Below are 21,470 nucleotides of genomic sequence, written 5' to 3' on the forward strand. Positions count from 1 at the left end.
GGGATCTTCGCAAATGACAGCTCTCGGCAAGACGACCCGCCCCATCCTGCCCCGCGCTCCGGGGGCGCCGGTCTACCTGGACTATCAGGCGACGACGCCTTGTGATCCCCGCGTGGTCGAGGCCATGCTGCCCTGGTTCACCGAAAAGTTCGGCAATCCCCATTCGCGCAATCACCGCTATGGCTGGGAAGCCGAGGAAGCGGTGGAAAAGGCCCGCGAACAGGTGGCCGACATCATCGGCGCCGATGCCAAGGAGGTGATCTTCACCTCGGGCGCCACCGAGTCCAACAATCTGGCCATCAAGGGCGTCGCCCACTTCTACAAGGAAAAGAAGAACCATATCGTCACCGTGGTGACCGAGCACAAATGCGTTCTCGACACCTGCCGCTACCTGGAACAGGAAGGCTTTTCGGTGACCTATCTTCCCGTGAAGACCGACGGGTTGATCGATATGGCGGAGCTGGAGGCGGCTATTACCGACCAGACGGTCATCGTCTCGGTCATGGCGGTCAACAACGAGATCGGCGTGATCCAGCCTCTGGCCGAGATCGGCGCGCTGTGCCGCAAGAAGGGTGCCTTCTTTCATACCGACTGTGCCCAAGCGGTGGGCAAGATCCCGCTCGACGTCAATGCCATGAATATCGACCTGATGAGCATTTCGGGTCACAAGCTTTATGGCCCCAAGGGCATCGGCGCCCTTTACGTCCGCCGCCGCCCGCGCGTGCGTCTGGTGCCGCTGATCACCGGCGGCGGTCAGGAGCGCGGCATGCGTTCGGGCACGCTGTCCACCCCGCTCTGTGTCGGCTTCGGCGAGGCCTGCGCCATCGCCAAGGCCGAAATGGGGGCCGAGAACGAGCGCCTGATGGGCCTGCGCAACCGCCTGTTGGGAGGCCTGAAGCAGCGTCTGCCGGAAATCTACGTCAATGGCGACCTGGATCATCGCATCCCCGGCAATCTCAACATCTCGTTTGCCTTCGTCGAGGGCGAGGGGCTGATGATGGGCGTCAAGGATCTGGCGGTGTCGTCGGGTTCGGCCTGTACCTCGGCCTCGCTGGAACCGTCCTATGTGCTGCGCGCGCTGGGCGTCGACGTGGAGATGGCCCATACCTCGCTCCGCTTCGGATTGGGGCGCTTTACCACTGACGAGGATATCGACTTCGCCATCGACCATATCGTCGAGGCGGTCGAGCATCTGCGCGCCATGAGCCCCCTGTGGGACATGCATCTGGAAGGCGTCGATCTCAAGTCCATCGAATGGGCCGAGCATTGAGGAAATAGATGGGCAAATCGGTACCGAAATGCCTTAGAATGATTCCGAGCTAAGGCTCGGGCGGATATCTGGAGGACGTTATGGCTTACAGCGACAAGGTTATCGACCACTACGAGCATCCCCGCAATGTGGGCGCTCTGGACAAGGACGATTCCGCGGTCGGCACCGGTCTGGTGGGCGCGCCTGCCTGCGGCGACGTGATGAAGCTGCAGATCAAGGTCAGCGCCGAGGGCATCATCGAGGACGCCAAGTTCAAGACGTTTGGTTGCGGCTCGGCCATCGCCTCCAGCTCTTTGGTGACCGAATGGGTCAAGGGCAAGACCCTGGACGAGGCGGCCAGCATCAAGAACACCGATATCGCTCAGGAACTGGCTTTGCCGCCGGTCAAGATCCATTGTTCGGTTCTGGCCGAGGATGCTATCAAGGCCGCCATCGCCGACTATAAGAAGAAGTCCGGCTGATCGGCCGCTTGGGTTAGACGAGAGAAGGGGAAGACCATGGCACCTGCACCCATGACCATCACCGACGCCGCCGCCGAGCGGGTCAAGGTTCTGCTGGAAAAGCGCGGCAAGCCCAGCGTGGGCATCCGTATCGGCGTGCGCTCCAAGGGCTGTTCGGGCATGTCCTATACCCTGGAATATGCCGACGAGAAGACCCAGTTCGACGAGATCCTGGAAGACAAGGGCGTCACCGTCCTGATCGATCCCAAGGCGACCATGTTCATCCTGGGAACCGAGATGGATTTCGTCGAGGACAAGATGCAGTCGGGCTTCGTCTTCAAGAATCCCAATGAAAAAGGCCGGTGCGGCTGCGGCGAATCCTTCCACGTCTGAGCCCAGGTCACCCGAGACATAAAAGGAACCGGAGAGGACGATGAACGCCCCCGCCGCCCCCCAGATCGTTTCCTGTTGGTCCTGCAAGGGGCCGGTGGCGACGCGCGCCCTGTTCTGTTCGGTGTGCGGCGCCGTGCAGGGGCCGGGCACCATCGACCACTTCTCGCGTCTCGGCATCGCGCCCTCCTTCGATCTGGATCTGGACGCCTTGCAGCGCCAGTATTTCGGCTTCCAGAAGCGGCTGCATCCCGACCGTTTCGCTTCCAAATCGCCCAAGGAGCGGGCGCTGTCTCAGTCCCAGGCGACGGCGCTCAACGAGGCCTACGAGACCCTGAAGGACCCCTTGAAGCGCGCCGCCTATCTGCTGAACCATCTGGGCCATCCGGTGGACCTCACTGCCTGCGGCACCATCAATGACCGTGAACTGCTGATGGAACAGATGGAAAAGCGCGAAGCCCTGGCCGAGGCCTCCTCGCCCGAGCAGATCGCCAAGCTGGCCATGCAGGCGGAATCCGAGGTGATCGCCTGTCAGTGCCACATCTCGGCGGCCATCAACGCCGACCATCTGGAAGAGGCGGGGCATCTGACCATCCGCCTGAAATATCTCGCCAAGCTGGCCGAAGAGGCCCGCGCCAAGAAAACCCGTGCCCTAAGGTTGCCCTAAGCATGCTTCTGCAGCTCCATGAACCCGGCGAGAGCCCGGCGCCTCACGAATCCGAACGCGGTCTGGCGGTCGGCATCGACCTGGGAACCACCAATTCGGTGGTGGCCCTGGCCAGGGATGGCGAGACCGAGGTCCTGCGCGATGCCGAGGGCAAGGGGCTGATCCCGTCTGTGGTCTATTACGCCGATGACGGCGAGATCGTCGTGGGCTCGGATGCGCGGCGCATGATCCTGGAATCCCCCGACCATGTGGTCAGTTCGGTCAAGCGCCTGATGGGCCGCGGCACCGAGGATCTGAAGACCCTGGCCGGGACGCTGCCCTATACCCTGGACGTGGCCGCCGATGGCGGCATGGTGCGCCTCAAGGTGGCGGGAAAGACGCTCACCCCGGTGGAGGTCTCCGCCGACATTCTGCGCGCCGTCAAGGCCCGCGCCGAGGAGGCCCAGGGCAAGAGTGTTGACCGCGCCGTGGTCACCGTTCCCGCCTATTTCGACGACGCCGCCCGCACCGCCACCAAGGACGCCGCCCGTCTGGCCGGTCTGGAAGTGCTGCGCCTGGTCAACGAGCCCACGGCCGCCGCCCTGGCCTATGGCTTGGACAATGCCGCGGAGGGACTCTACGCCGTCTATGATCTGGGCGGGGGCACCTTCGACATCTCCATCCTGCGCATGGAAAAGGGCGTCTTTCAGGTCAAGTCCACCGGCGGCGACGCCGCTCTGGGCGGCGACGACATCGACCACGCCATCGCCGAGCGCTTCCTGGCCGAACGCCATGGCGAGCATGGCGCCGAGACTATCACGGCGGGCGAGGCCAAGCAGGCCCTGGCCGCCGCCCGCGTGGCCAAGGAATGCCTGTCGGGGCGCGCCTCCGGCGATTGGATGATCGAGGTGGACGGCAAGCCGTCCCGCCACTCCATGACCCGTGACGCGTTGGAAGCCCTGGCCGCTCCCTGGGTGGACAAGACCATGTCCATCTGCCGCTCGGTGATCGAGGATGCGGGCATCGAAGTCGCCGAGATTCAGGGCGTGGTGCTGGTGGGCGGCTCGACCCGCATGCCCCTGGTGCGCCGCAAGGTGGCCGAACTGTTCGGCCGCGAGCCCCTGGCCGACATCAACCCCGACGAAGTGGTGGCCGTGGGCGCCGCGCTCCAGGCCGAGGCCCTGACCATCGGGTCCGACACCCTGCTGCTGGACGTCACACCGCTGTCGCTGGGTATCGAGACCATGGGCGGCATCGTGGAAAAGGTCATTCCGCGCAATACCCCCATCCCCGTGGCCATGGCCCAGGAATTCACCACCTATCAGGACGGCCAGACCGCCATGGCCATCCATGTGCTTCAGGGCGAGCGCGAGATGGTGGACCAGAATCGCTCCCTGGCCCGTTTCGTTCTGCGCGGCATTCCCAATATGGCCGCCGGTGCGGCCCGCATCCGCGTCACCTTCACGGTGGATGCCGACGGGTTGCTGACCGTCTCGGCCAGCGAGGCGACCACGGGCGTGGAGCAGCAAGTGGCGGTCAAGCCGTCCTATGGCCTGACCGAGGACGAAATGGCCAATATGCTGCGCGATTCCCTGGTCAACGCCAAGGATGACATGGAATCGCGCCTGTTCGCCGAGACTGCCGTCGAGGCCCGCCGCTCTGTGCTGGCGGTGCAGGCGGCCTTGGGTGCCGATTCTGACCTCTTGTCTGAAACCGAGCGACAGGATATCGATGCAGCTATCGCCGGTGTGGATGCTGCCATCGCCTCCGGCGACCGCGACGCCGTGACGGCCGCGTCGGAAGGCCTGGAGGCCGCCACCAAGACTTTCGCCGAACGGCGGATGGACCGTGGCATCCGCGCCGCCCTGGCTGGCATGGCGGTGGATAAGCTCGATGACGCCCTTAGCGGCGATTAGATAGGGAAAGCCGGTTCATGCCCAAGATGACGTTCATCGCCCCCGATGGAACCCGCCAGGAAGTCGACGCCCCCGAGGGATTGTCGGTGCTGGAAGTGGCGCACCACGCCAAGATCGAGTTGGAAGGCGCCTGCGAGGGCTCGCTGGCCTGTTCCACCTGCCATATCGTGGTGGCCAAGGAATGGTACGACAAGCTGTCGCCCGCCACCGAGGACGAGGAAGACATGCTGGATCTGGCCTTCGGCCTGACCGCCACTTCCCGGCTGGGCTGTCAGATCATCATGAGCAAGGAGTTGGACGGCCTGGTGGTCACCCTGCCTGCCGCCACCCGCAACATGATGGTCGACAAGAAGTAGGGAACGGCCGGCGATGAAGTGGACCGATACCCTCGACATCGCCATCGCCCTGGAAGAAGCGCATCCTGACGCCGATAACGTCAATTTGCGCTTCACCGACCTGCATCACTGGGTCTGCGCCTTGCCCGGCTTCGCCGACGATCCTGCCAAGTCCAACGAGAAAATTCTCGAAGCCATTCAGATGGCCTGGATCGACGAGCGGGATTAGCGCAGACTTCCCTCCATGAATCCCTTCGCCCTTCTGCCCGCTGTCGATCTGGCGGCCTTCGCGGCCTTTCTGGTGCTGTGGACCGGATATACGATCATGGCCGACCGTCTGACAGCGGATGGTCACACCCTGCTGGCGGCGACGGCGCGTCTTCGCCTGACCTGGATGCGCAATATGTGCGACCGGGAGGTCCGGGTGGCCGACAGTGCCCTGCTGGGCAATCTGATGCGCAGCGTGTCGTTCTTCGCCTCGGCCTCCATCCTGATCCTGGGTGGACTGGTGGCCCTGCTGGGCGCGGGAGAGCGGGCCTATGCCGTGATCCAGGACCTGCCCCTGGTCGCCGAATCGCCCAAGGGCGTGTTCGAGACCAAGGTGGTCTTGCTGGCCGGGGTCTTCGTCTACGCCTTTTTCCAGATCACCTGGTCGCTGCGGCAGTTCAATTACTGCTGTGTCCTGCTGGGCGCCGCCCCGCTGGCCGATGCGGCGGCCTCGGTCAAGGACGTCTATGCCGAGAATGCCGCCCGGCTCAACGCCCTGGCCGCGCACAGCTTCAATCGGGGACTGAGGGCTTATTACTTCGCCCTGGCCCTGATGACATGGTTCATCCATGCCGGGGCCATGGTGGCCGCCACCACCGTGGTGGTGGCGGTGCTCTATCGCCGGGAATTCAGGTCCAAGACCCTGCGGGCACTGAATGCGGCGGTGCCGCCGGGCTGATTGGGCACTCGCCCAAGCCCATCTACTCCATCAGCGCAATCTTGATATTGGCCGCCTGCATCAGGTCCTTCTTGGGCTGGCGCAAGGGCTTGACGGCTACCAGATCGACGATCATCTCCTGGACCACGTTTCTGAGGGCGTCGATCTGTTCCAGGATCTGGGCGGGCATTTGGCCGGCGAAGCGCCGCCGGGGGACGGAATAGGTGACCAGTTCCGGCTGCCAGTCGCCGCGATAGCCGTAATCGGCCCGCCAGTACCAGGGCTGGGAGAAATAGCCGAAGCTTCTGGCGAAATAGGGCTTCACATGGGTGGGGTTGGTCCAGGCGTCGTCATGGGCGCCGTGGGGGACGCGGATCTGCATCTTGGCGCCGGGCTTGGCGATGCGCCACAATTCCTGCATCAGGGGAAGGGGATCGGGGATGTGCTCGATCAGATGCGACAGCAGGAACTCGTCGATGCTGCTGTCCTCGAAGGGCAGGGGAGTGGTGGCGCACAGCGACAGATCGGCCACCACATCGACGCCGGGCAGGGCCATGGAATCCAGGTTGATCCAACCTTCGCGGATATCGCGGCCACAGCCGAGATTGAGTTTGCGCGAGGAAGCCGACTTCTTTTTCGCAGCCATGGGACTGGTCCAGACAAGGGGATAAATGACGGTCCTGTTCTACAGGCACCACGGCTTCGTTGCAACGCGCCCCGCCCATCTTCTACAAGGGAAGGCATGAACAGTCTCGACATCGATAAGCCCGCTTCGGCCACCCGCGTGGTGGTCGCCATGTCGGGTGGCGTGGATTCCTCGGCCGTCGCCGCCCTGCTGAAGGAACAGGGCTACGACGTGGTGGGCGTCACGCTTCAGCTTTACGATCTGGCGACCAGCGGTATCGAACCCGGCGCCTGCCGCCCCAATACCTGCTGCGCGGGCAAGGACATCCATGACGCCCGCGCCGTGGCCGATGCGCTTGGCATTCCCCATTATGTGCTGGATTTCGAGGAAACCTTCCGTCGTGACGTGGTCGAGCGCTTCGCCCAGACCTATCTGGAGGCGAAGACGCCGGTGCCTTGCATCGAGTGCAACCGCACGGTCAAGTTCCGCGATCTTCTGGGCGTGGCCAAGGATCTCGGCGCCGACGCCCTGGCCACCGGCCATTACGTGCGGCGCCGCTCCGGTCCCCAGGGGCCGGAGATGTGGGCCGGGCGCGATCCGGGCCGGGACCAAAGCTATTTCCTGTACGCCACCACGCGGGCGCAACTGGACTTTCTGCGCTTTCCCCTCGGCGACATGTCGGGCAAGGAGGAGACGCGGGCCATCGCGGCGCGCCACCACCTGCCCGTGGCCGCCAAGCGCGATAGCCAGGACATCTGTTTCGTGCCCGATGGCGATTACGCCGCCCTGGTCACCCGCCTGCACCCCGAAGCCGCACGGCCGGGCGAGATCGTCGACAGTTCTGGCAAGGTGCTGGGCCGCCACGAGGGTCTGATCCACTACACGATCGGCCAGCGGCGGGGTCTGGGCCTGGGCGGCGGCCCACCGCTTTATGTGGTGGCGTTGGAACCCGAAACCGACCGGGTGGTGGTGGGCGGACGCCAGGACCTGGACTGTCCGGTGGTTCCTGTGGAGGCGGTCAACTGGCTGGGCGGCGACGAGACGGAACTGCGCGTCGCCGTCAAGGTGCGCTCCACCCGCCCAGCGGCACCGGCCCTGCTGCGCCGTCTGCCCAATGGCCGAGCCGAGGTGATTCTCGACCACCCGGAACAAGGCGTCGCCCCCGGCCAGGCCTGCGTCTTCTACCAGGGGGAACGGGTCCTGGGCGGAGGCTGGATTTCCCGCGTGCGAGAGGCTTGACAGCAATCGCCCGGACCATTATACGAACCGCTCTCGACGCGATGGCGGGGTAGCTCAGCTGGTTAGAGCACGGGAATCATAATCCTGGGGTCGGGGGTTCAAGTCCCTCTCCCGCTACCATCGAAAGTCCTTGAAAAACCTCGGTTTTCTAACGAAAGCCGGGGTTTTTTCATGGCAAAATCGTTCTGGAAACCACCAGAATAGATTCTTACAGATTATCCAGCAATTTCCGTAACTTACCCGGATTTCTCTGGATGCTCCACCACGCTCCGAAAAGTCATTTCCAGAACGGTTTCCAGAAAACCTGACGCAAGTTTAGAGCCATTCAAATTTGTAGGATATATCCAACAACGGGAAATGGTATTTGTGTAGGATATATCCACAGTTGTAGCGGCAACACGAATCCGATATGCTCCCTTCCAGTCGTAACGCACTGAAAGGCCCCCGCTAATGTCTCGCTCGCTCCCCCATGACCCTGAATTGCTCCCCGGCTACCTGGATAAGGTGGCAGTCGCTAAGGCGCTTGGCCTCCATCCGAAAACGGTCGAGCGGCTGCCGCTCCCCTGCGTCCAAATTGGGCGTAAGAAGCTGTACCGCATGGACGCATTGACCTTCATCACCGAAACCTCGGACCTGAACGAAGTTCAGCAAAAATTACTCGAACGTGTTTCGGTATTTTTGGCTGGAATGCGCCAATAATAGACGTTGACAGTGTAGGTAAAAGCCTAAACTATACTTAGCATAATCAAAACGCCTAGAGTCAATTGCTTGACTCTAGGCGTTTCCTTGTGTTGGTATCGCCACAGATACAGCAACACGAGGCGCAAAATGCTCTCCCAGTCTTATCCTGAATCCATCGCCACGCTGGCCGCAGGCGTCAATCCTGCGACGCTGCGCGGCTGGCGCACTCAAGGCCCCCTGACCGAGTTCAAGCCCGGCGCCCATACCGCCCGGCAGGTGCTGATCCTGCGGTTGGCCAAGGAGCTGTCGGCCGCTGGCATCCCTGCCGCCACCTTCGGGGACATGGCCACCAAGGTGATCGATCAGCTCTCCACCCAGCCGAACGTCATGATCGAGCTGCTTCATGCGCCCGCTCATGAGCTGCGTGGCAAGGCCCCCATGCTGTTGATCTGGCGCGATGCCCAGGGCGCGTATCAGCACCTGCTGGCCCGGTCCCCCGACCTGTCCGGCGTGGTCCGCTGGGACGTGGTGCAGCTCTCGGAGATCATCGGCCCTGTGCTCCGCCGCGCCGATCAGCTCCAAGCCGATCTGGCGCTGGCCCAGGCCAAGGACGAGGAGTCGACCGATGCCCAGGCTTAACCACCGCGACCTGACCCGGCGCCGCTGGAAGGCATTCGATGAGGCCAAGGCCATCATGGACAAGGTCCATGGCCGCGACCTGACCGCCGCCGAGTGCAAGGTCGTCGACTCTCATATCGCCGAGATCAGGGTGTTGGATGCCCAGATCGAGACCCTGAAAAAGGACGAAGCTATGAAATCTCGTGAAGCCGTGCCGTATGGCACCGAAGGCCATATGCAGTTGAAAGACGCCAATGGCCATAACATCCCGGTCCTGCGTAAGGGCCAGCCGTTCGCCGCCCTGGCAGAGCGCAGCGAAGCGGACGAAGTCCCACTGGCTGGCCTCGTCAAGGCGATGTGCACCAATGACTGGCGTGGGCTGCCCGCCCAGGCGAAGTCAATGTCCGCTGGCACCGGGATCAGTGGTGGCCTCCTGATCGGGCAGGAGACCTCGGCCCAGATCGTGGACTTGGTCCGCAATAAGGCCCGTTGCTTCCAGGCTGGCGTGATGACGCTGCCGATGCCTGCCGGTAACCTGACCCTGGCCCGCTTGGACTCGGACGTCACTCCCGCTTGGCGTGGTGAGAATCAGACCATCGCCAATTCCGACGCCGCTTTCGGCGCCGTCCAGCTCTCGGCCAAGTCGCTGGCGGTGAACGTCAAGATGTCGCTCGAACTGGCCAGCTTCGCCAGCAACGCCAGCGATGCCTTAATGCACTCCATCTCCGAGGCCATGGCCCTGGCGATGGATGCCGCCATCCTGTCCGGTTCTGGTATTGGCCGGGAGCCGCTGGGCATCATCAACCAGCCGGGCATCCTGACGCAGGACTGCGCCAATCACTATCTGACCGACACTGGCTATGGCTGGGATCCCTTTGGCGCCGCCCTGGGCCAGCTCCGGGCGCGGAACCTGGACGAGACGAGCGATTCGTTGTCGCTGCTGGTCTCCCCCGGCATCGCCACCGCACAAGACCGGCTGGTGGACACCCTGGGCCGCTCCATCGTGCCGCCGCCCTACATGGAATCGATCCCGCGCATGGTCACAAATCAAATCCCGGTGGCCACCGGCACGCCGAATACGTCCTGGGGCCTGATGGGCAAGTTTGATTCCATCGTCTGCGGCATCGCGCAGAACATCGTGTTGGAGATGAGCCGCGAAGCGGGTGACGCCAGCGCCAGCGCCTGGACCTCCGGGCAGATCTGGCTGCGCGCCATGTGCTGGATGGACGTTGCCGTTCTGCGTCCTGCCCACTTCTGTCAGATCCAGAAAATCGGTCTGGCTTAACCCATGGGGCCGGGGGGAGTCGCGTCCCCCCGGCAGACGACGGGTCTCACTCCCCGTCTGCAAGCTCCCGGCGGTCAAAGTCTCCTTGGGGACCGCCGGGGGTTCCCTCTTCGAAGGAATCCCCATCATGTTGACAGCCGAAGAACTAAAGCCCGTGATCAATGCCCATACAGCCGCCGTAGTGAAGGCGCTGACCACCGTGGTCACCGACACCCTGACCATGGGCGCCGCATCCGTCGCCGGGCAGGATCAGACCGCCATCGCCGCCCAGGTGCGCCAGTCGGAACAGGCCCTGGGCCATGCAATCGAGACCATGCGCCTGGGCATCCTCCGCGCCGTCTTCTGCAATCCCGAGGCCGATCATGGCTGATGATCCGGTTTGGACGCACTCCGTAGCCGTGTTCGAGGCGCTGATTGGGGTGGTCATGAGTGCCATCTATATGGAGGCAGAGACCAAGGGTACTGCCGCCCGAGAGAAGGCTTTCACCGAGTTTGACGGTGTTGTCAAAGACCTGCTGAACGCCATCTATCAGGCCAATTGGCATATCGCCAAGGCGGTCAATCCCGCTACCGCAATCCAGGCCGCCGAGGTGGAGGCGCTCCAGGCGAAAGCCGAGGCCAGCCGAGCTGCGGCCGACTGGATGAAGTCCCTTACGGAGAGCGAAAAGAAATGATCCTGACCGTCGATCTTAATGACCCCGACCTTCTGCCTGTCGAAAAGCTGGTGTTGGAAGAGCTGGCCCGGCGCCAGGAAGCCCGACGCCAGCGCCGCACCCAGACCCAGACCGAGGACGAGGCCCGTGCCGTCGCCTGATACCCCCCGGCAAGCCCTGATCCGGGCCGTGCGGAGCTATGCCCAGCTCCATGGTCTGCAACCCGCCCAGGTCTGCGCCCTGGCTGGCTGCGGCAAGCTGTATTGGGAGCGCCTGACCTGCGGGGCCAATGTTTCCTTGTCCACCATGGACCGGGTCCGGGCGTACATGTCCGAGCACACGGCGCCGCCATTTCATTCTGTGCCGAGGCCCCGGCGCGCGAAGCGGGGCTAGTACGCCCCCGCCATTACGATCCCGCCCTTGGCTCTGCCAGCCCTTTGTGTAAACTGATGAAGCCAAGGGGTTGTGGGGTGCTCAAATGAGCCAAGAAACAAAGGCGCTTATTGTTGCGGGTATAGCTGCTGCATGTGTTCTAGTCGCCTACTTCATCCCCACTGGTGTGGCATGGCAGAGGAAACACCAATCCCGCAGGGCCATCTTTATCCTCAATTTGGCATTAGGCTGGACCGGCCTGGGGTGGCTGGTTTCCATAATTTGGGCATTTACTGGAACCAGCAAAGAAGCGGCTGCAGATATAGCAATCGCAACATCACGGCCAGACAATGACACTATCGCCTGCCCTAAATGCGCCGAAACGATTAAGAGGGCAGCCAGAGTTTGCCGGTTCTGCGGCCATGAAATTGCCTGATCAAGGCCGCCACACCACCGCCATCTTCGGCTGGCAGCATGGCCAGCATGAACACCACCCCCACCATCGCCGTGCTGATCCTGTCCACCGCTACCAGCGCCCTGGCTGCTGATACGCCGCCATCCATCCGGGTGATTGGCCAACAGGTCTATACGGTGGATCAGCGGGGCAACACCACCGGGACCATCCGAGAGCTGAGTCCGGGGAACTGGCACGTCCTGGATCAGAAGGGGATGACGGTTCGTACGATCCAGACGCCGCCGGGCTGCCAGCCGTTCTTGCCGTGCCAGGGTCGGTAACGCGTTATTGAGAGTCGCGCCCATGGTAACGCGTTATGGAGTGATGATCCGATTTGTTTGACAACGGGAATTTTTACAGAAATACTGATAACAGGATTTTTTCTGGAAGGGTTCCCCCCATGGCAAACGGATCAGTCTATCAGCTCATACGCGACGGCAAGCCTGTGCTGCGCAAGAGCGGCAAACCCATTTGGTGCGTCGAGTACAAAGCGCCTGACGGCAAGCGGGTGACCAAGTCCACCTTCGTGTCCAAGCGGGAGGCCGAGTCGTTCTTGGCCGAAATCACGGTGGAGAAAAAGCGGGGCGTCCATGTCGCCGAGCGCGACTCCATCACTGTGGAGAAGGCCGCCGAGAACTGGCTGAAAGACGCAGAGGCGGCCGGGCTGGAACGCTCCACACAGGAGCAATATGAACGGCACGTTCGCATCTACATCAACCCGAAGCTCGGCACCACCAAGCTGTCAAAGCTGACCCTGGCCGACGTCTCCAACTTCCGCGATGACGTGACCGCCGGATGGGAAGGGGAGGGGGGCAAGCGGATCGGATCGCCTGCCATGGCCGGGAAGGTGTTCACGTCGCTGCGGTCCATCATTTCCCTGGCCCAAGAGAAAGGCTTCGTCGCCACGAATGTTTGCGCCGCCGCCCGCCGGAAGAAGAAGAGCAAGCGGCACGCTCCGACCAACGGGGCCGCTATGCGGATCCCGACCATTCCAGAGATCGAAGCACTTGAGAAAGCAGCCGCTGAACACTACCCCGGCAAGATGCACGCCATGTTGTCCACCGCAATCCTCACCGGTCTGCGGCTGTCAGAGCTGCGGGGGCTGCGCTGGGCTAACGTCGATCTGGACGCTGGCAAGCTTCAGGTGGTCGAGCGGGCCAACGAGTGGGGCGAGATCGGTTCACCGAAGTCCGAGACGTCCTGGCGGACCATGGACATGGGCAAGCCTCTGGTGGCCACCATGCGCGCTTGGAAGCTCGCCCAGCCGCTTGCAGAACGGGGTAAGAATCTGGTCTTCCCCAATGGTGCCGGGAATGTCGAATCGGCGTCCAATCTCCATCACCGGTTCGTCCACCCGGTTCAGGTCCAAGCCAAGCTGATCGGCGAGGACGAGGACACCCGGTTTTCGTGGCATGACTTCAGGCACCTTTATGCTTCGATCCACATAGCGAACGGGCGGACTGTTGTGGAGGTACAGCACCTGTTGGGACACTCGACTCCATCCACCACCCTGAACACATACGCCCACTTGTTCCAGGCCACGGGCGAAAAACGCAACGCAGGCGATGATATTGCAGCGGCCCTTTTCGGAGCGTCCCAGAACAAACCGGAGCGTAAAGTGGATTCCAGAAAAACACCCAGAAAAAACGCTGTAACCCGCATAAAACATAGCTAAACAACAGGCATCATAATCCTGGGGTCGGGGGTTCAAGTCCCTCTCCCGCTACCATCTCGACAGTCCTTGCGACTGACATAAGCCTTCCCAGGGTGCAAGACCTTGGGGAGGCTTCGTGTTTTTCGGCTCGCCACTGAAATTTCAGCTAGGTCTCTTTCCCGGCGCCTTTGGCGCGGCCGGTTCTGGCGGCGTTGTTCGCGACCAATGCCCCAGGCATAGAGAATGTGTTATCCATCGTATGTCCATTTTTCAGGGCTATACTTCCCCATGCGGCACTTTGGACGCTTGGCCCGATGATTCTGAGGACGATGAGGACAGTGGCAAGCTGGTGGGGATCGTCTGAAATCAAGGTTCTGGGCACTTGTCTGGCGTTTCTTGGCGCATTCTTGCCCTGTGCCGCCAGCGCGCAAAGTCGCCTGCCTTCTACGGTGGAGCCCGGGCGCGAGCGGCCTGCGCCCTCGCTTGCCCCCCAGGGGAATTTCGACATCACCATTCCGGCGCCCAAACGCGCGCCATTGGGCCAGGACGTGGACCTGCTGCGCTTTCAGGTGCGCGAGATCCTCATCGAGGGCTCGACCGTCCTCAGCGGGAATGACCTGTCCGCCCTGACCGCGCCGCTGATCGGGCGCGAGGCGTCGCTGTCGGACATTATCGCCATCGCCGAGGCCATCGAGGCCCGTTATCGGGAAGAGGGCTATCTGCTGGTCCGCACCGTGGTCCCGCCTCAGCGGACCAGGAACGGCATCTTCCGCATTCAGGTGGTCGAAGGCCATATCGGCTCGGTTTCCGTGGAAGGGCTGAGCGGCGCGGAGGAGGCCCGTGCCCGGGGAATGCTTTTGCCCCTGCTGGCCGAGCGGCCCTTGCGTAATGCCACCATGGAACGGGCCCTGCTGCTGTTGAACGACCTGCCCGGCATGAAGGCCGTGGGCTTGCTGAAGCCCTCCAAGGAGGAGACCGGCGCCGCCGATCTGGTGGTGACGGCCAAGGTCGCGGCGGTGGACGTGACCGCCAGCATCGATAACCGTTCGTCGCGCTACGAGGGGCCGTGGGTCGCCAATTCCGATCTTGGGCTCAATTCGCTCTCCGGTTTCGGCGAACGAGTCTCATTGGGCGTATCAAGCACGCCCGATGGCCGCAAGAAGAAGGCCGTGCGCCTGGGCTATGCCCAGCCCCTGGGCGTGGATGGACTCCTGGCCTCCTTGGCCTTCGACTATTCCATGTCCCGGCCGGGCTTCACTTTGTCCGAGCAGGATGCCCGCACCTTCAGTTCCAATCTCGGCGGTAGGATCGCCTATCCCGTGATTCGCAGCCGGGCTCATACCGTCATGGCCGAAGGCGGCCTGACGGCGCGCATGGCCAACAGCCATCTGTCGGGCGCTCCGGTCAGCTTCGACCGCTGGCGGGTGGCCGATGCGAAACTGTCCTGGCTGCATTCCGGCTGGCTGTCGGGCGTGAACAGCATGGGCGCCGGGATATCGCGGGGATTGCCGCAATTGGGCGGCAGCCAGAAGGACGTTGAACTGTTGTCGCGCGGCGGCGCCGATCCCGGCTTCACCAAATACACCTTCGACATCAGCCGTCTGCAGAATCTGGCGCCCGCCTGGGATCTTTATGTGGGCGCCTCCGGGCAATACGCCGACCGGACCTTGCTGTCGGGTGAGGAATTCGCCCTGGGCGGCACCACTTTCGGCCATGGTTTCGATCCCAGCGCGCTGCTGGGCGATCACGGTTTTGGAACCACCGTATCCTTGCGCCACGACATCTCGCCCCTGGCGCCCATGGTGCGGTCGTTAATGGCCTACACCTTCTACGACGCCGGGCTGGTCTGGACGCACAGCACGGGCGGACAGCAGGGCCTGGCCTCGTTTGGCGGCGGGCTACGCTCGGCTTTGAACGAAAGCCTGGAAGGCACATTGGAACTGGCCCATCGCGCCTATGGGGCGGACAGCACCGCCGGGGGACATTTCGCCCGCGTCATCGTTGCTTTGTCGGGACGGTTCTAGCCATGAACACCATGACACGCCGCACTTTGCTTCTGGCCAGCACCATCTTGGCCTTCGCTACCCTCCAGACCGCTCTGGCCGCGCCCCAGAGCGGCACCGTGGTCAGCGGAAAGGCCACCATCACCCAAAGCGGCAATACCCTGATCATCGTCCAGCAAAGCGCGACCCTGGTCATCAACTGGAACAGCTTTTCCATCGGGGCTGGGGAAGTGGTGCGCATCACCCAGCCCAATGCCCAGGCCTCCATCCTCAACCGGGTCACCGGCAGCACCATCTCCAGCCTGAACGGCCAGTTGCTGGCCAATGGCATCGTCTTCATCGTCAATCCCAACGGCATCCAGATCGGCAGCAGCGGGCGCATTTCGGCGGGCTCTTTCGTCGCCACCACGTCTTCCATCGCCAATGCGGACTTCCTGGCTGGGCGCTATGTCTTCGCCGCCGCTCCGTCGGGCAGCAGTGTGGCCAATGCTGGCATCATCAGCGCCTTGCCCGGTGGCACGGTGATCCTGGCCGCAATCCAGGTGGAGAATTCGGGCCGCATCGAGGCGCCCCAAGGCACGGTGGCCCTGGGCGCCGCCAAGACCTTCAACGTCGACATCAACGGCGACGGATTGCTGCGCTATCAGGTGGGCGAGGCGGCGATAGGCGCGGTGGCCACCAATACGGGGGCCATCAGCGTTCCCGGAGGTCAAGTGCTGATCGCGGCGCGCTCCATCGATTCGGTGGCGCGCGAGGTGATCAATGTGGGCGGGCTGGTGGAGGCCAATTCCGTCTCGGCCCATAATGGCGAGATCGTCTTCGACGGCGGGGCAACCGGCATCGTCTCGGTCACGGGCCAAGTCCAGGCCCAGGGCGTCAATAGCGGCGAGACCGGCGGCACGGTCAAGGTGCTGGGCGAGACCGTGGCGGTGATGGACAATGCCCGTGTCGATGCCTCGGGCGCGGCGGGTGGTGGCACCGTGCTGGTGGGCGGCAACTGGCATGGCGAGGGCGCCGAGCCCAAATCCCAGGTGGCCTATCTCGCCGCCTCATCGGTGGTGGCGGCGGATGCCACCGAGAAGGGCAATGGTGGTCAGGTGGTGGTGTGGTCCGAGAACACCACGCGCAATTACGGCACAATCAGCGTCAAGGGCGGGCCGCAGGGCGGCGACGGCGGCGCGGTGGAAGTCTCCAGCCGGGGGGCTCTCGACTTTCAGGGCGACGTGATCCGAACCGCCGCCTTAGGGCGTGCGGGCAGCCTGCTACTTGATCCGCTGGATTTCAACATCACGGCCGGACCCAATGCCGGTCCCACCAATATGGGCGGCTCACCGCTGGAGCCCACCGCTGGCGGCGCCTCCATCAATGACGGCAAGATCAATAATCTGCTGGGAGGCGGCTCGTTGACGCTGCGGACCTTGGCGGGCGGCAATATCACCATGATGAACAACGCCCATATCAATTCGGGCAGCGCCAATTCGCTGACCATCAATTCCGGGGGAGATTTCAACGGCCAGTCGGGGGCGACCATCAATATCGGCGGCAGCCTGACCATTACCGCGGCCAATCAGCTCAGCTATTCCGTGGGCGGTACGGTGACCGGCAACATTACCCTGTCGGGCGCGGGCGTGAATCTGGGCGGCGGCGGGGCCACCACCATCACGTCGACCACCGGCTATATCGACGTGACCGCCACCGGCAGCAATATCACCAATCAAGCGACGCTCACCGCCAATGCCGTTGGGGTTAGGCTGCACAATCCCTCCGGAGGTGGTTCTCAGTTACCTCCGCCTCCTCCGCCTTCTCCGTTTGGGGGGGGAAGCGCAGGCGCTGCGGGGCCAGGATTCGGGATGGGGATGGGGCCAGGGGGCGGCCCGGGCCCCGGAGCGCGTTCGGGGCCGGGCGTTGGCGATGTGCTGGGGGGCAACGGTCCCGCGGCCCAAGGACCGGCGGGCGAGAATGGCGGCGAATCCGCCTTCGGGCCACCCGCAGGCGAGGGCGGCCCCCAGAATGCCGCCGAGGGCGCGCCAGCCGGAGCGCCGCCACCCGGTGGCGGTGGCCGCGAGGGGCCGCGCCGCGAGCCTCCGGCCAAGACCTCGGTGGCCCAGGTCATCCCCGGCCTGCTTCAGCGTGAAGTGGCCCCGGCTCCCGGCGGCAACCAGGGCGTTCCGGGTGTGAGCCAGCGCTACTCCAGCTTCGGGAATCCCGCGCTGTGGTAAGGCTGGCGCTCTTTGACCCCCAGTGTCATCCCGAGCGACGTCGAGGGATCTCCGCCTGGGCCATTGGTGCCGGTTCTGAAAATTCGTGCCAGAACGAGATCCCTTCTCCCGGTGGTCGTCGGGATGACACATCAATAAGTTCTGCGGTGGGGATCAGGCTGGCCATCATCGCCGCGTTTCTTCTGCCCGCCTTCGCCGCCTTGGCCGAGGGCGTGCCCCTGGGCAAGGATCTGCTGGGCCAGGAGTGCCGGGGGGAAGTCAGAGCGGCCATCTCGCCCGATGCCAGGGTGCCACCGCCCATGGACGTCTATTGCGGTCCATCCGCCCTGGCCGGGGGGCGGGTCCGCGCCGATTGGGCCGGGGCCGAGAGTGTCGAGCAGGCCCTGGCCGCCAGCCCGGTGGCCGCCGATACCGCATCGCGGCTGGCCTGCCAACCGGCCCGGCCCGAGCGCGGGCAAATGGTGGCGGCCTGCATGTCGCGCGAGGGCGGCTGGCCCGCCATAACGCTTGCCACCCTGCGCGGTCCGCTGCTGCTCCAGGCCGAGGGAACGCCCGCCAATCAACCGGCCCTGGAAGCGGCCATGGCCCATCTCGCCCCCTTGAGCGACGGCGCCGCCTCGGCGCCAGCCGCCGCCCGGCCCGATGGTCTTTATGATTCCAGTCTGGCGGCCAGCTATCGCGACCTGACCGAACTGGCGCGGCTCAACAACGGCATGGGCAATCATGCCGGGGCCGAGCAGGCCTATCGCCGCGCCTTGGATGTGCAGCGCAAGGTGTTCGGCGACAACGATCCCGGACTGGGCGACACGCTGATGCATCTGGCCCTTGAGGTCAGCAACCAGGGACGCTTCGTCGAGGCGGCCGAATTGTTCCGCCGGGCCGAGCCCTTGGTGCGCAAATCCATCACGCCATTGGATATGCCCCGGCTGATCAGCTATCAGGCGCTGGACGCCGCCAACCGCCACAGCTTCGCCGAGGCCCGCGCCCTGGCCCATCAGGCCAGCCTGCTCCGCCAAACCCTGATGGCGTCTGAAGGAGGCGGCCAGGTTGCCAAGGGTGTTTTGATGGATGCCTTTCTGGCGCGGGGAGAATTGGCCCAGAGCCTGCTGGTCGAAGCCTCCATGTCGCTGCGGCTCGACGATGTGGCTTCGGCCGCCGTGACGGCCGCCGAGGCCCTGTCCATTACCGGAGACAGCAATAATCTGCCAGGCGGCTGGCGGGTCCAGGCGCTGTCCACCATGGGGCTGGTGCTGGGCCGCCAGGGCCGCTATTCCGAGGGCGAGGCCCTGCTGAACGAGGCGGTCGGTCTCAGCCAACGTCTGTTCGGCGACGGCATGCCCACGGTGCTGGCCTGGGCCGCCCTGGGCCGTTTTCGCGCCGAGCAGGGGCGCTACACCCAGGCCATGCAGGCCTTCCGCCAGGAATTCGCGTTGCTGGCCCGTCATAGCGCAGAAGGGATGCGGCTGGGATTCGAGGCGGCATCACCCTTCATCGTGACCGCCCTGGAACTGGCGGAGCAGGGAGGCGAGGAGCGCGACGTCCTTCTTGATCAGGTTTTCTCGGTGCTGCAATTGGTCCAGGCCGGGCAGCAATCGGACATGGTCTCGCATGCGGCGCTGAAATTCGCCTCCGGCGACGAGCGCATCGCCAAGATGGTGGCCGAACGCCAGGACAGCCAGCGCCGACGCGATGAAATCCGCCTATCGCTCGCCTCCGAGGCAGCTCTTCCGGACGACCAGCGAAACGGTGACCGCGAGGCCTGGCTGGCCGACGAATACCGGTTCGCGGTGGCGCGCATGGCCGAACTGGATGGCCAGTTGCGCAGCGCCTTTCCCGATTACGCCAATCTGTCCAGCCCGGCCCCCGTGACCATCGCCCGGCTGCGTTCGGCGTTGGGGGCGGGCGAAGGGGTGATCGCCTTTGCCTTCGGCGACGACTTCGGTCTGGCGGTCATGGTGACGCCCGATCGGGTGGAGGCGAAGCGCCTGGACATCACCAGGGAAGACCTGGCCGCCGAAGTTTCGGAACTGCGCAAGGGGATTACCGTTCAGGATGGCCGGGTCGGGCGCTATGATCTTGGCCGCGCCCATGCCTTGTACGCCAAGCTGTTCGCTCCCCTGTCCCCGCCCTTGGGCGCGTTGCGCCATCTGCTGGTTATTCCCGCCGGAGCCCTGGCCAGTCTGCCGGCGGCGGCCCTGGTGGTGACGCCGCCATCGTCCAACGACCCCGGCCGAGCCGATTGGCTGGCGCGGCACAGCGCGCTCAGCCAATGGCCGTCGGTGGGCGCCCTGGTCACCATGCGCCGCCATGCGGGCAAGTCCTTGGCCAGCCTTCCCCTGCTCGGCATCGGCAATCCCAGTTTCGGAGGAATGGGTCCCAAAGGCTCGGCTTCCCTGGTTCAGCACTGCCGCAGTGATGGACCGCTGCCCGCCGGGCTGTTGGGCCAGCTGGCGCCGCTGCCCGACACCGAGGTGGAGTTGCGCTCGGTGGCCAAGGTTCTGAACGCGTCGGGGGACGACATCCTCGTGGGTGGCGGGGCGACCGAAGCCGCGCTCCGGGCCAAGTCCCTGGACCGCTACCGCGTGCTGTACTTCGCCACTCACGGATTGCTTCCGGCGGAATTGCGCTGCCAGTCCGAGCCGGGTCTTGCCCTGGCCCCGCCTGCCGGAGGGGCCGCGACCAAGGCCGGGGACGGATTGCTGGAAGCAAGCGAGATCGCAGCGCTTCGCCTGGATGCCGATCTGGTGGTGCTGTCGGCCTGCAACACGGCCTCGGCGGGGGGTGGGTTCGGCGGCGAGGCTCTGTCCAGTCTGGCCGATGTCTTCTTTCACGCCGGGGCCCGCTCGGTCCTGGCGTCCCACTGGCCGGTGCCGTCGGTGTCCACCACCCGCCTGATGACCGGTTTGTTCGAGATCAATGCCAAGGCCGAGGGACTGGACACGGCCTTGCAGCAGGCGCAACTGGCTCTTTTGGCCAATGAAGGAACCGCCCATCCCGTCCATTGGGCGGGCTTTTCCCTGATCGGCGGAGTGAAGCCATGACGCGATCCGCAATCCTGTTGGTCCTTGCCCTGGTGGGCTGGTGCTTTCCCGCCCTTGCCGTCGAGGTCTATGTGGTCGAGGCCAAGGGGCTGGATCTGGCTCCCGGTCAGGTGCTGGACGGGGGCAAGCCCATATCTCTGGCCCTGGGGCAGAAGCTGGTCCTGGTGACCAGCGACGGGCGGACCATCAAGCTCAAGGGGCCTTCGGAAGCCGCGCCCGCCGCCGAGGTGCAGGCGGGCGGGGCGGATATGGCCAAGTCCTTGAAGGGATTGGTGGCGGCCAGGGCCGCCGATACCACCTCGGCCGGTGTGGTGCGCAGCAATGCAGAGAAAAGGCCGCCCTTGCCAGAGCCCTGGCTGGTGGATGTCCGCCATGGCGGCAACCACTGCCTGCTTTCAGACGCCGAGACGGTGCTGTGGCGGGGGACGGAGAGACGCGGCGACGAGGAGATCGAGATTTCACCCGCCGATCGCTCCTGGCTGGCCAAGGCCCCCTGGCCGGGCAATTCGGACCGGCTGGCGCTTCCGCCATCGCTGAAACTTCAGGACGGCAAGGCCTATAAGGTGATCTTAGGCAAAGCCCCCGTGGCCATCACCATCCACGCGGTTCCCGCCGGTTTGGGGACCGATGCCGCCCTTGTCGCCTGGATGCTGGAACTGGGGTGTGAGACCCAGGCCCAGGCCTTGGCGGTTGGAGGGCGCTGA

Annotated in this window: 24 protein-coding genes and 1 tRNA gene; 24 read left to right on the forward strand and 1 reads right to left on the reverse strand. The window is 64.2% G+C overall.

The window, feature by feature from the left end:
• Positions 1-13: 13 nt before the first annotated feature.
• From CCC_RS04175 to CCC_RS04210, 8 genes are all read left to right on the forward strand, one after another.
• Positions 14-1,270: an IscS subfamily cysteine desulfurase gene (locus tag CCC_RS04175; protein WP_009867409.1), complete on the forward strand. Its 1,257-nt coding sequence runs from the start codon at positions 14-16 to the stop codon at positions 1,268-1,270.
• 80 nt (positions 1,271-1,350) lie between these two features.
• The gene (iscU, locus tag CCC_RS04180) at positions 1,351-1,731 is read left to right on the forward strand and encodes a Fe-S cluster assembly scaffold IscU (RefSeq protein WP_009867410.1); all 381 of its coding nucleotides are present in this window, start codon (positions 1,351-1,353) and stop codon (positions 1,729-1,731) included.
• Between the two features lie 36 nt (positions 1,732-1,767).
• Entirely contained in the window at positions 1,768-2,103 is a 336-nt protein-coding gene (locus tag CCC_RS04185; RefSeq protein ID WP_011385402.1) for a HesB/IscA family protein, read from the forward strand.
• Positions 2,104-2,143: 40 nt separating this feature from the next.
• Entirely contained in the window at positions 2,144-2,767 is a 624-nt protein-coding gene (gene hscB / locus CCC_RS04190) for a Fe-S protein assembly co-chaperone HscB (protein WP_009867412.1), read from the forward strand.
• 2 nt (positions 2,768-2,769) lie between these two features.
• Positions 2,770-4,662, forward strand: coding sequence for a Fe-S protein assembly chaperone HscA (gene hscA, locus CCC_RS04195; RefSeq protein ID WP_041039889.1), 1,893 nt, complete (start codon positions 2,770-2,772; stop codon positions 4,660-4,662).
• Positions 4,663-4,679: 17 nt separating this feature from the next.
• Positions 4,680-5,018, forward strand: coding sequence for a ferredoxin family 2Fe-2S iron-sulfur cluster binding protein (locus CCC_RS04200; protein WP_009867486.1), 339 nt, complete (start codon positions 4,680-4,682; stop codon positions 5,016-5,018).
• Between the two features lie 13 nt (positions 5,019-5,031).
• Positions 5,032-5,226, forward strand: coding sequence for a Fe-S cluster assembly protein IscX (gene iscX, locus CCC_RS04205; RefSeq protein ID WP_009867485.1), 195 nt, complete (start codon positions 5,032-5,034; stop codon positions 5,224-5,226).
• 15 nt (positions 5,227-5,241) lie between these two features.
• Positions 5,242-5,943 carry a DUF599 domain-containing protein gene (locus tag CCC_RS04210; RefSeq protein WP_009867484.1) on the forward strand — a complete coding sequence of 234 codons (702 nt, stop codon included), beginning with the start codon at positions 5,242-5,244 and terminating at the stop codon, positions 5,941-5,943.
• 22 nt (positions 5,944-5,965) lie between these two features.
• On the opposite strand, the gene CCC_RS04215 is transcribed toward CCC_RS04210, so the two are convergent.
• Entirely contained in the window at positions 5,966-6,568 is a 603-nt protein-coding gene (locus tag CCC_RS04215) for a class I SAM-dependent methyltransferase (RefSeq protein ID WP_009867483.1), read from the reverse strand.
• Positions 6,569-6,664: 96 nt separating this feature from the next.
• On the opposite strand from CCC_RS04215, the gene mnmA reads away from it, so the two are divergent.
• The 16 genes from mnmA (at position 6,665) to CCC_RS04285 (ending at position 21,470) form a co-directional block, all read left to right on the forward strand.
• On the forward strand, positions 6,665-7,786 hold the full coding sequence (gene mnmA / locus CCC_RS04220; protein ID WP_009867482.1) for a tRNA 2-thiouridine(34) synthase MnmA: 1,122 nt from the start codon (positions 6,665-6,667) through the stop codon (positions 7,784-7,786).
• 43 nt (positions 7,787-7,829) lie between these two features.
• A tRNA-Met gene (locus tag CCC_RS04225) sits at positions 7,830-7,906 on the forward strand.
• A gap of 330 nt (positions 7,907-8,236) precedes the next feature.
• The gene (locus CCC_RS04230) at positions 8,237-8,485 is read left to right on the forward strand and encodes a hypothetical protein (protein WP_152619686.1); all 249 of its coding nucleotides are present in this window, start codon (positions 8,237-8,239) and stop codon (positions 8,483-8,485) included.
• Between the two features lie 129 nt (positions 8,486-8,614).
• A complete protein-coding gene (locus tag CCC_RS22390; RefSeq protein WP_009867481.1) occupies positions 8,615-9,106 on the forward strand; it encodes a helix-turn-helix domain-containing protein in 492 nt (163 codons plus the stop codon).
• On the forward strand, positions 9,093-10,370 hold the full coding sequence (locus CCC_RS21025; protein WP_052472929.1) for a phage major capsid protein: 1,278 nt from the start codon (positions 9,093-9,095) through the stop codon (positions 10,368-10,370). Before CCC_RS22390 ends, CCC_RS21025 begins: the two co-directional genes overlap by 14 nt.
• 127 nt (positions 10,371-10,497) lie before the next feature.
• On the forward strand, positions 10,498-10,740 hold the full coding sequence (locus CCC_RS04245) for a hypothetical protein (RefSeq protein WP_041039893.1): 243 nt from the start codon (positions 10,498-10,500) through the stop codon (positions 10,738-10,740).
• The gene (locus tag CCC_RS04250; RefSeq protein ID WP_152619687.1) at positions 10,733-11,044 is read left to right on the forward strand and encodes a hypothetical protein; all 312 of its coding nucleotides are present in this window, start codon (positions 10,733-10,735) and stop codon (positions 11,042-11,044) included. Before CCC_RS04245 ends, CCC_RS04250 begins: the two co-directional genes overlap by 8 nt.
• The gene (locus CCC_RS22395) at positions 11,041-11,184 is read left to right on the forward strand and encodes a hypothetical protein (RefSeq protein WP_160295508.1); all 144 of its coding nucleotides are present in this window, start codon (positions 11,041-11,043) and stop codon (positions 11,182-11,184) included. The genes CCC_RS04250 and CCC_RS22395 overlap by 4 nt, the downstream gene beginning before the upstream one ends.
• A complete protein-coding gene (locus CCC_RS22065; protein WP_009868309.1) occupies positions 11,171-11,416 on the forward strand; it encodes a hypothetical protein in 246 nt (81 codons plus the stop codon). The genes CCC_RS22395 and CCC_RS22065 overlap by 14 nt, the downstream gene beginning before the upstream one ends.
• Before the next feature lie 85 nt (positions 11,417-11,501).
• Entirely contained in the window at positions 11,502-11,831 is a 330-nt protein-coding gene (locus tag CCC_RS21630; protein ID WP_041039895.1) for a superinfection immunity protein, read from the forward strand.
• Positions 11,832-11,878: 47 nt separating this feature from the next.
• Positions 11,879-12,130 carry a hypothetical protein gene (locus tag CCC_RS04260; RefSeq protein ID WP_152619688.1) on the forward strand — a complete coding sequence of 84 codons (252 nt, stop codon included), beginning with the start codon at positions 11,879-11,881 and terminating at the stop codon, positions 12,128-12,130.
• A gap of 119 nt (positions 12,131-12,249) precedes the next feature.
• Complete coding sequence (locus CCC_RS04265; protein ID WP_052472931.1) at positions 12,250-13,524, forward strand: tyrosine-type recombinase/integrase; 1,275 nt, start codon at positions 12,250-12,252, stop codon at positions 13,522-13,524.
• A 386-nt stretch (positions 13,525-13,910) separates the two neighbouring features.
• Positions 13,911-15,527 (forward strand): ShlB/FhaC/HecB family hemolysin secretion/activation protein, encoded by a 1,617-nt coding sequence (locus CCC_RS04270; RefSeq protein ID WP_160295509.1) that lies wholly within the window; start codon positions 13,911-13,913, stop codon positions 15,525-15,527.
• A 2-nt stretch (positions 15,528-15,529) separates the two neighbouring features.
• A complete protein-coding gene (locus tag CCC_RS22905; RefSeq protein WP_052472932.1) occupies positions 15,530-17,725 on the forward strand; it encodes a two-partner secretion domain-containing protein in 2,196 nt (731 codons plus the stop codon).
• Between the two features lie 146 nt (positions 17,726-17,871).
• A complete protein-coding gene (locus CCC_RS04280; RefSeq protein ID WP_041039899.1) occupies positions 17,872-20,766 on the forward strand; it encodes a CHAT domain-containing tetratricopeptide repeat protein in 2,895 nt (964 codons plus the stop codon).
• Positions 20,763-21,470: a hypothetical protein gene (locus CCC_RS04285; RefSeq protein ID WP_009868317.1), complete on the forward strand. Its 708-nt coding sequence runs from the start codon at positions 20,763-20,765 to the stop codon at positions 21,468-21,470. The genes CCC_RS04280 and CCC_RS04285 overlap by 4 nt, the downstream gene beginning before the upstream one ends.

Source organism: Paramagnetospirillum magnetotacticum MS-1 (genome assembly GCF_000829825.1).
Taxonomy (GTDB): domain Bacteria; phylum Pseudomonadota; class Alphaproteobacteria; order Rhodospirillales; family Magnetospirillaceae; genus Phaeospirillum; species Phaeospirillum magnetotacticum.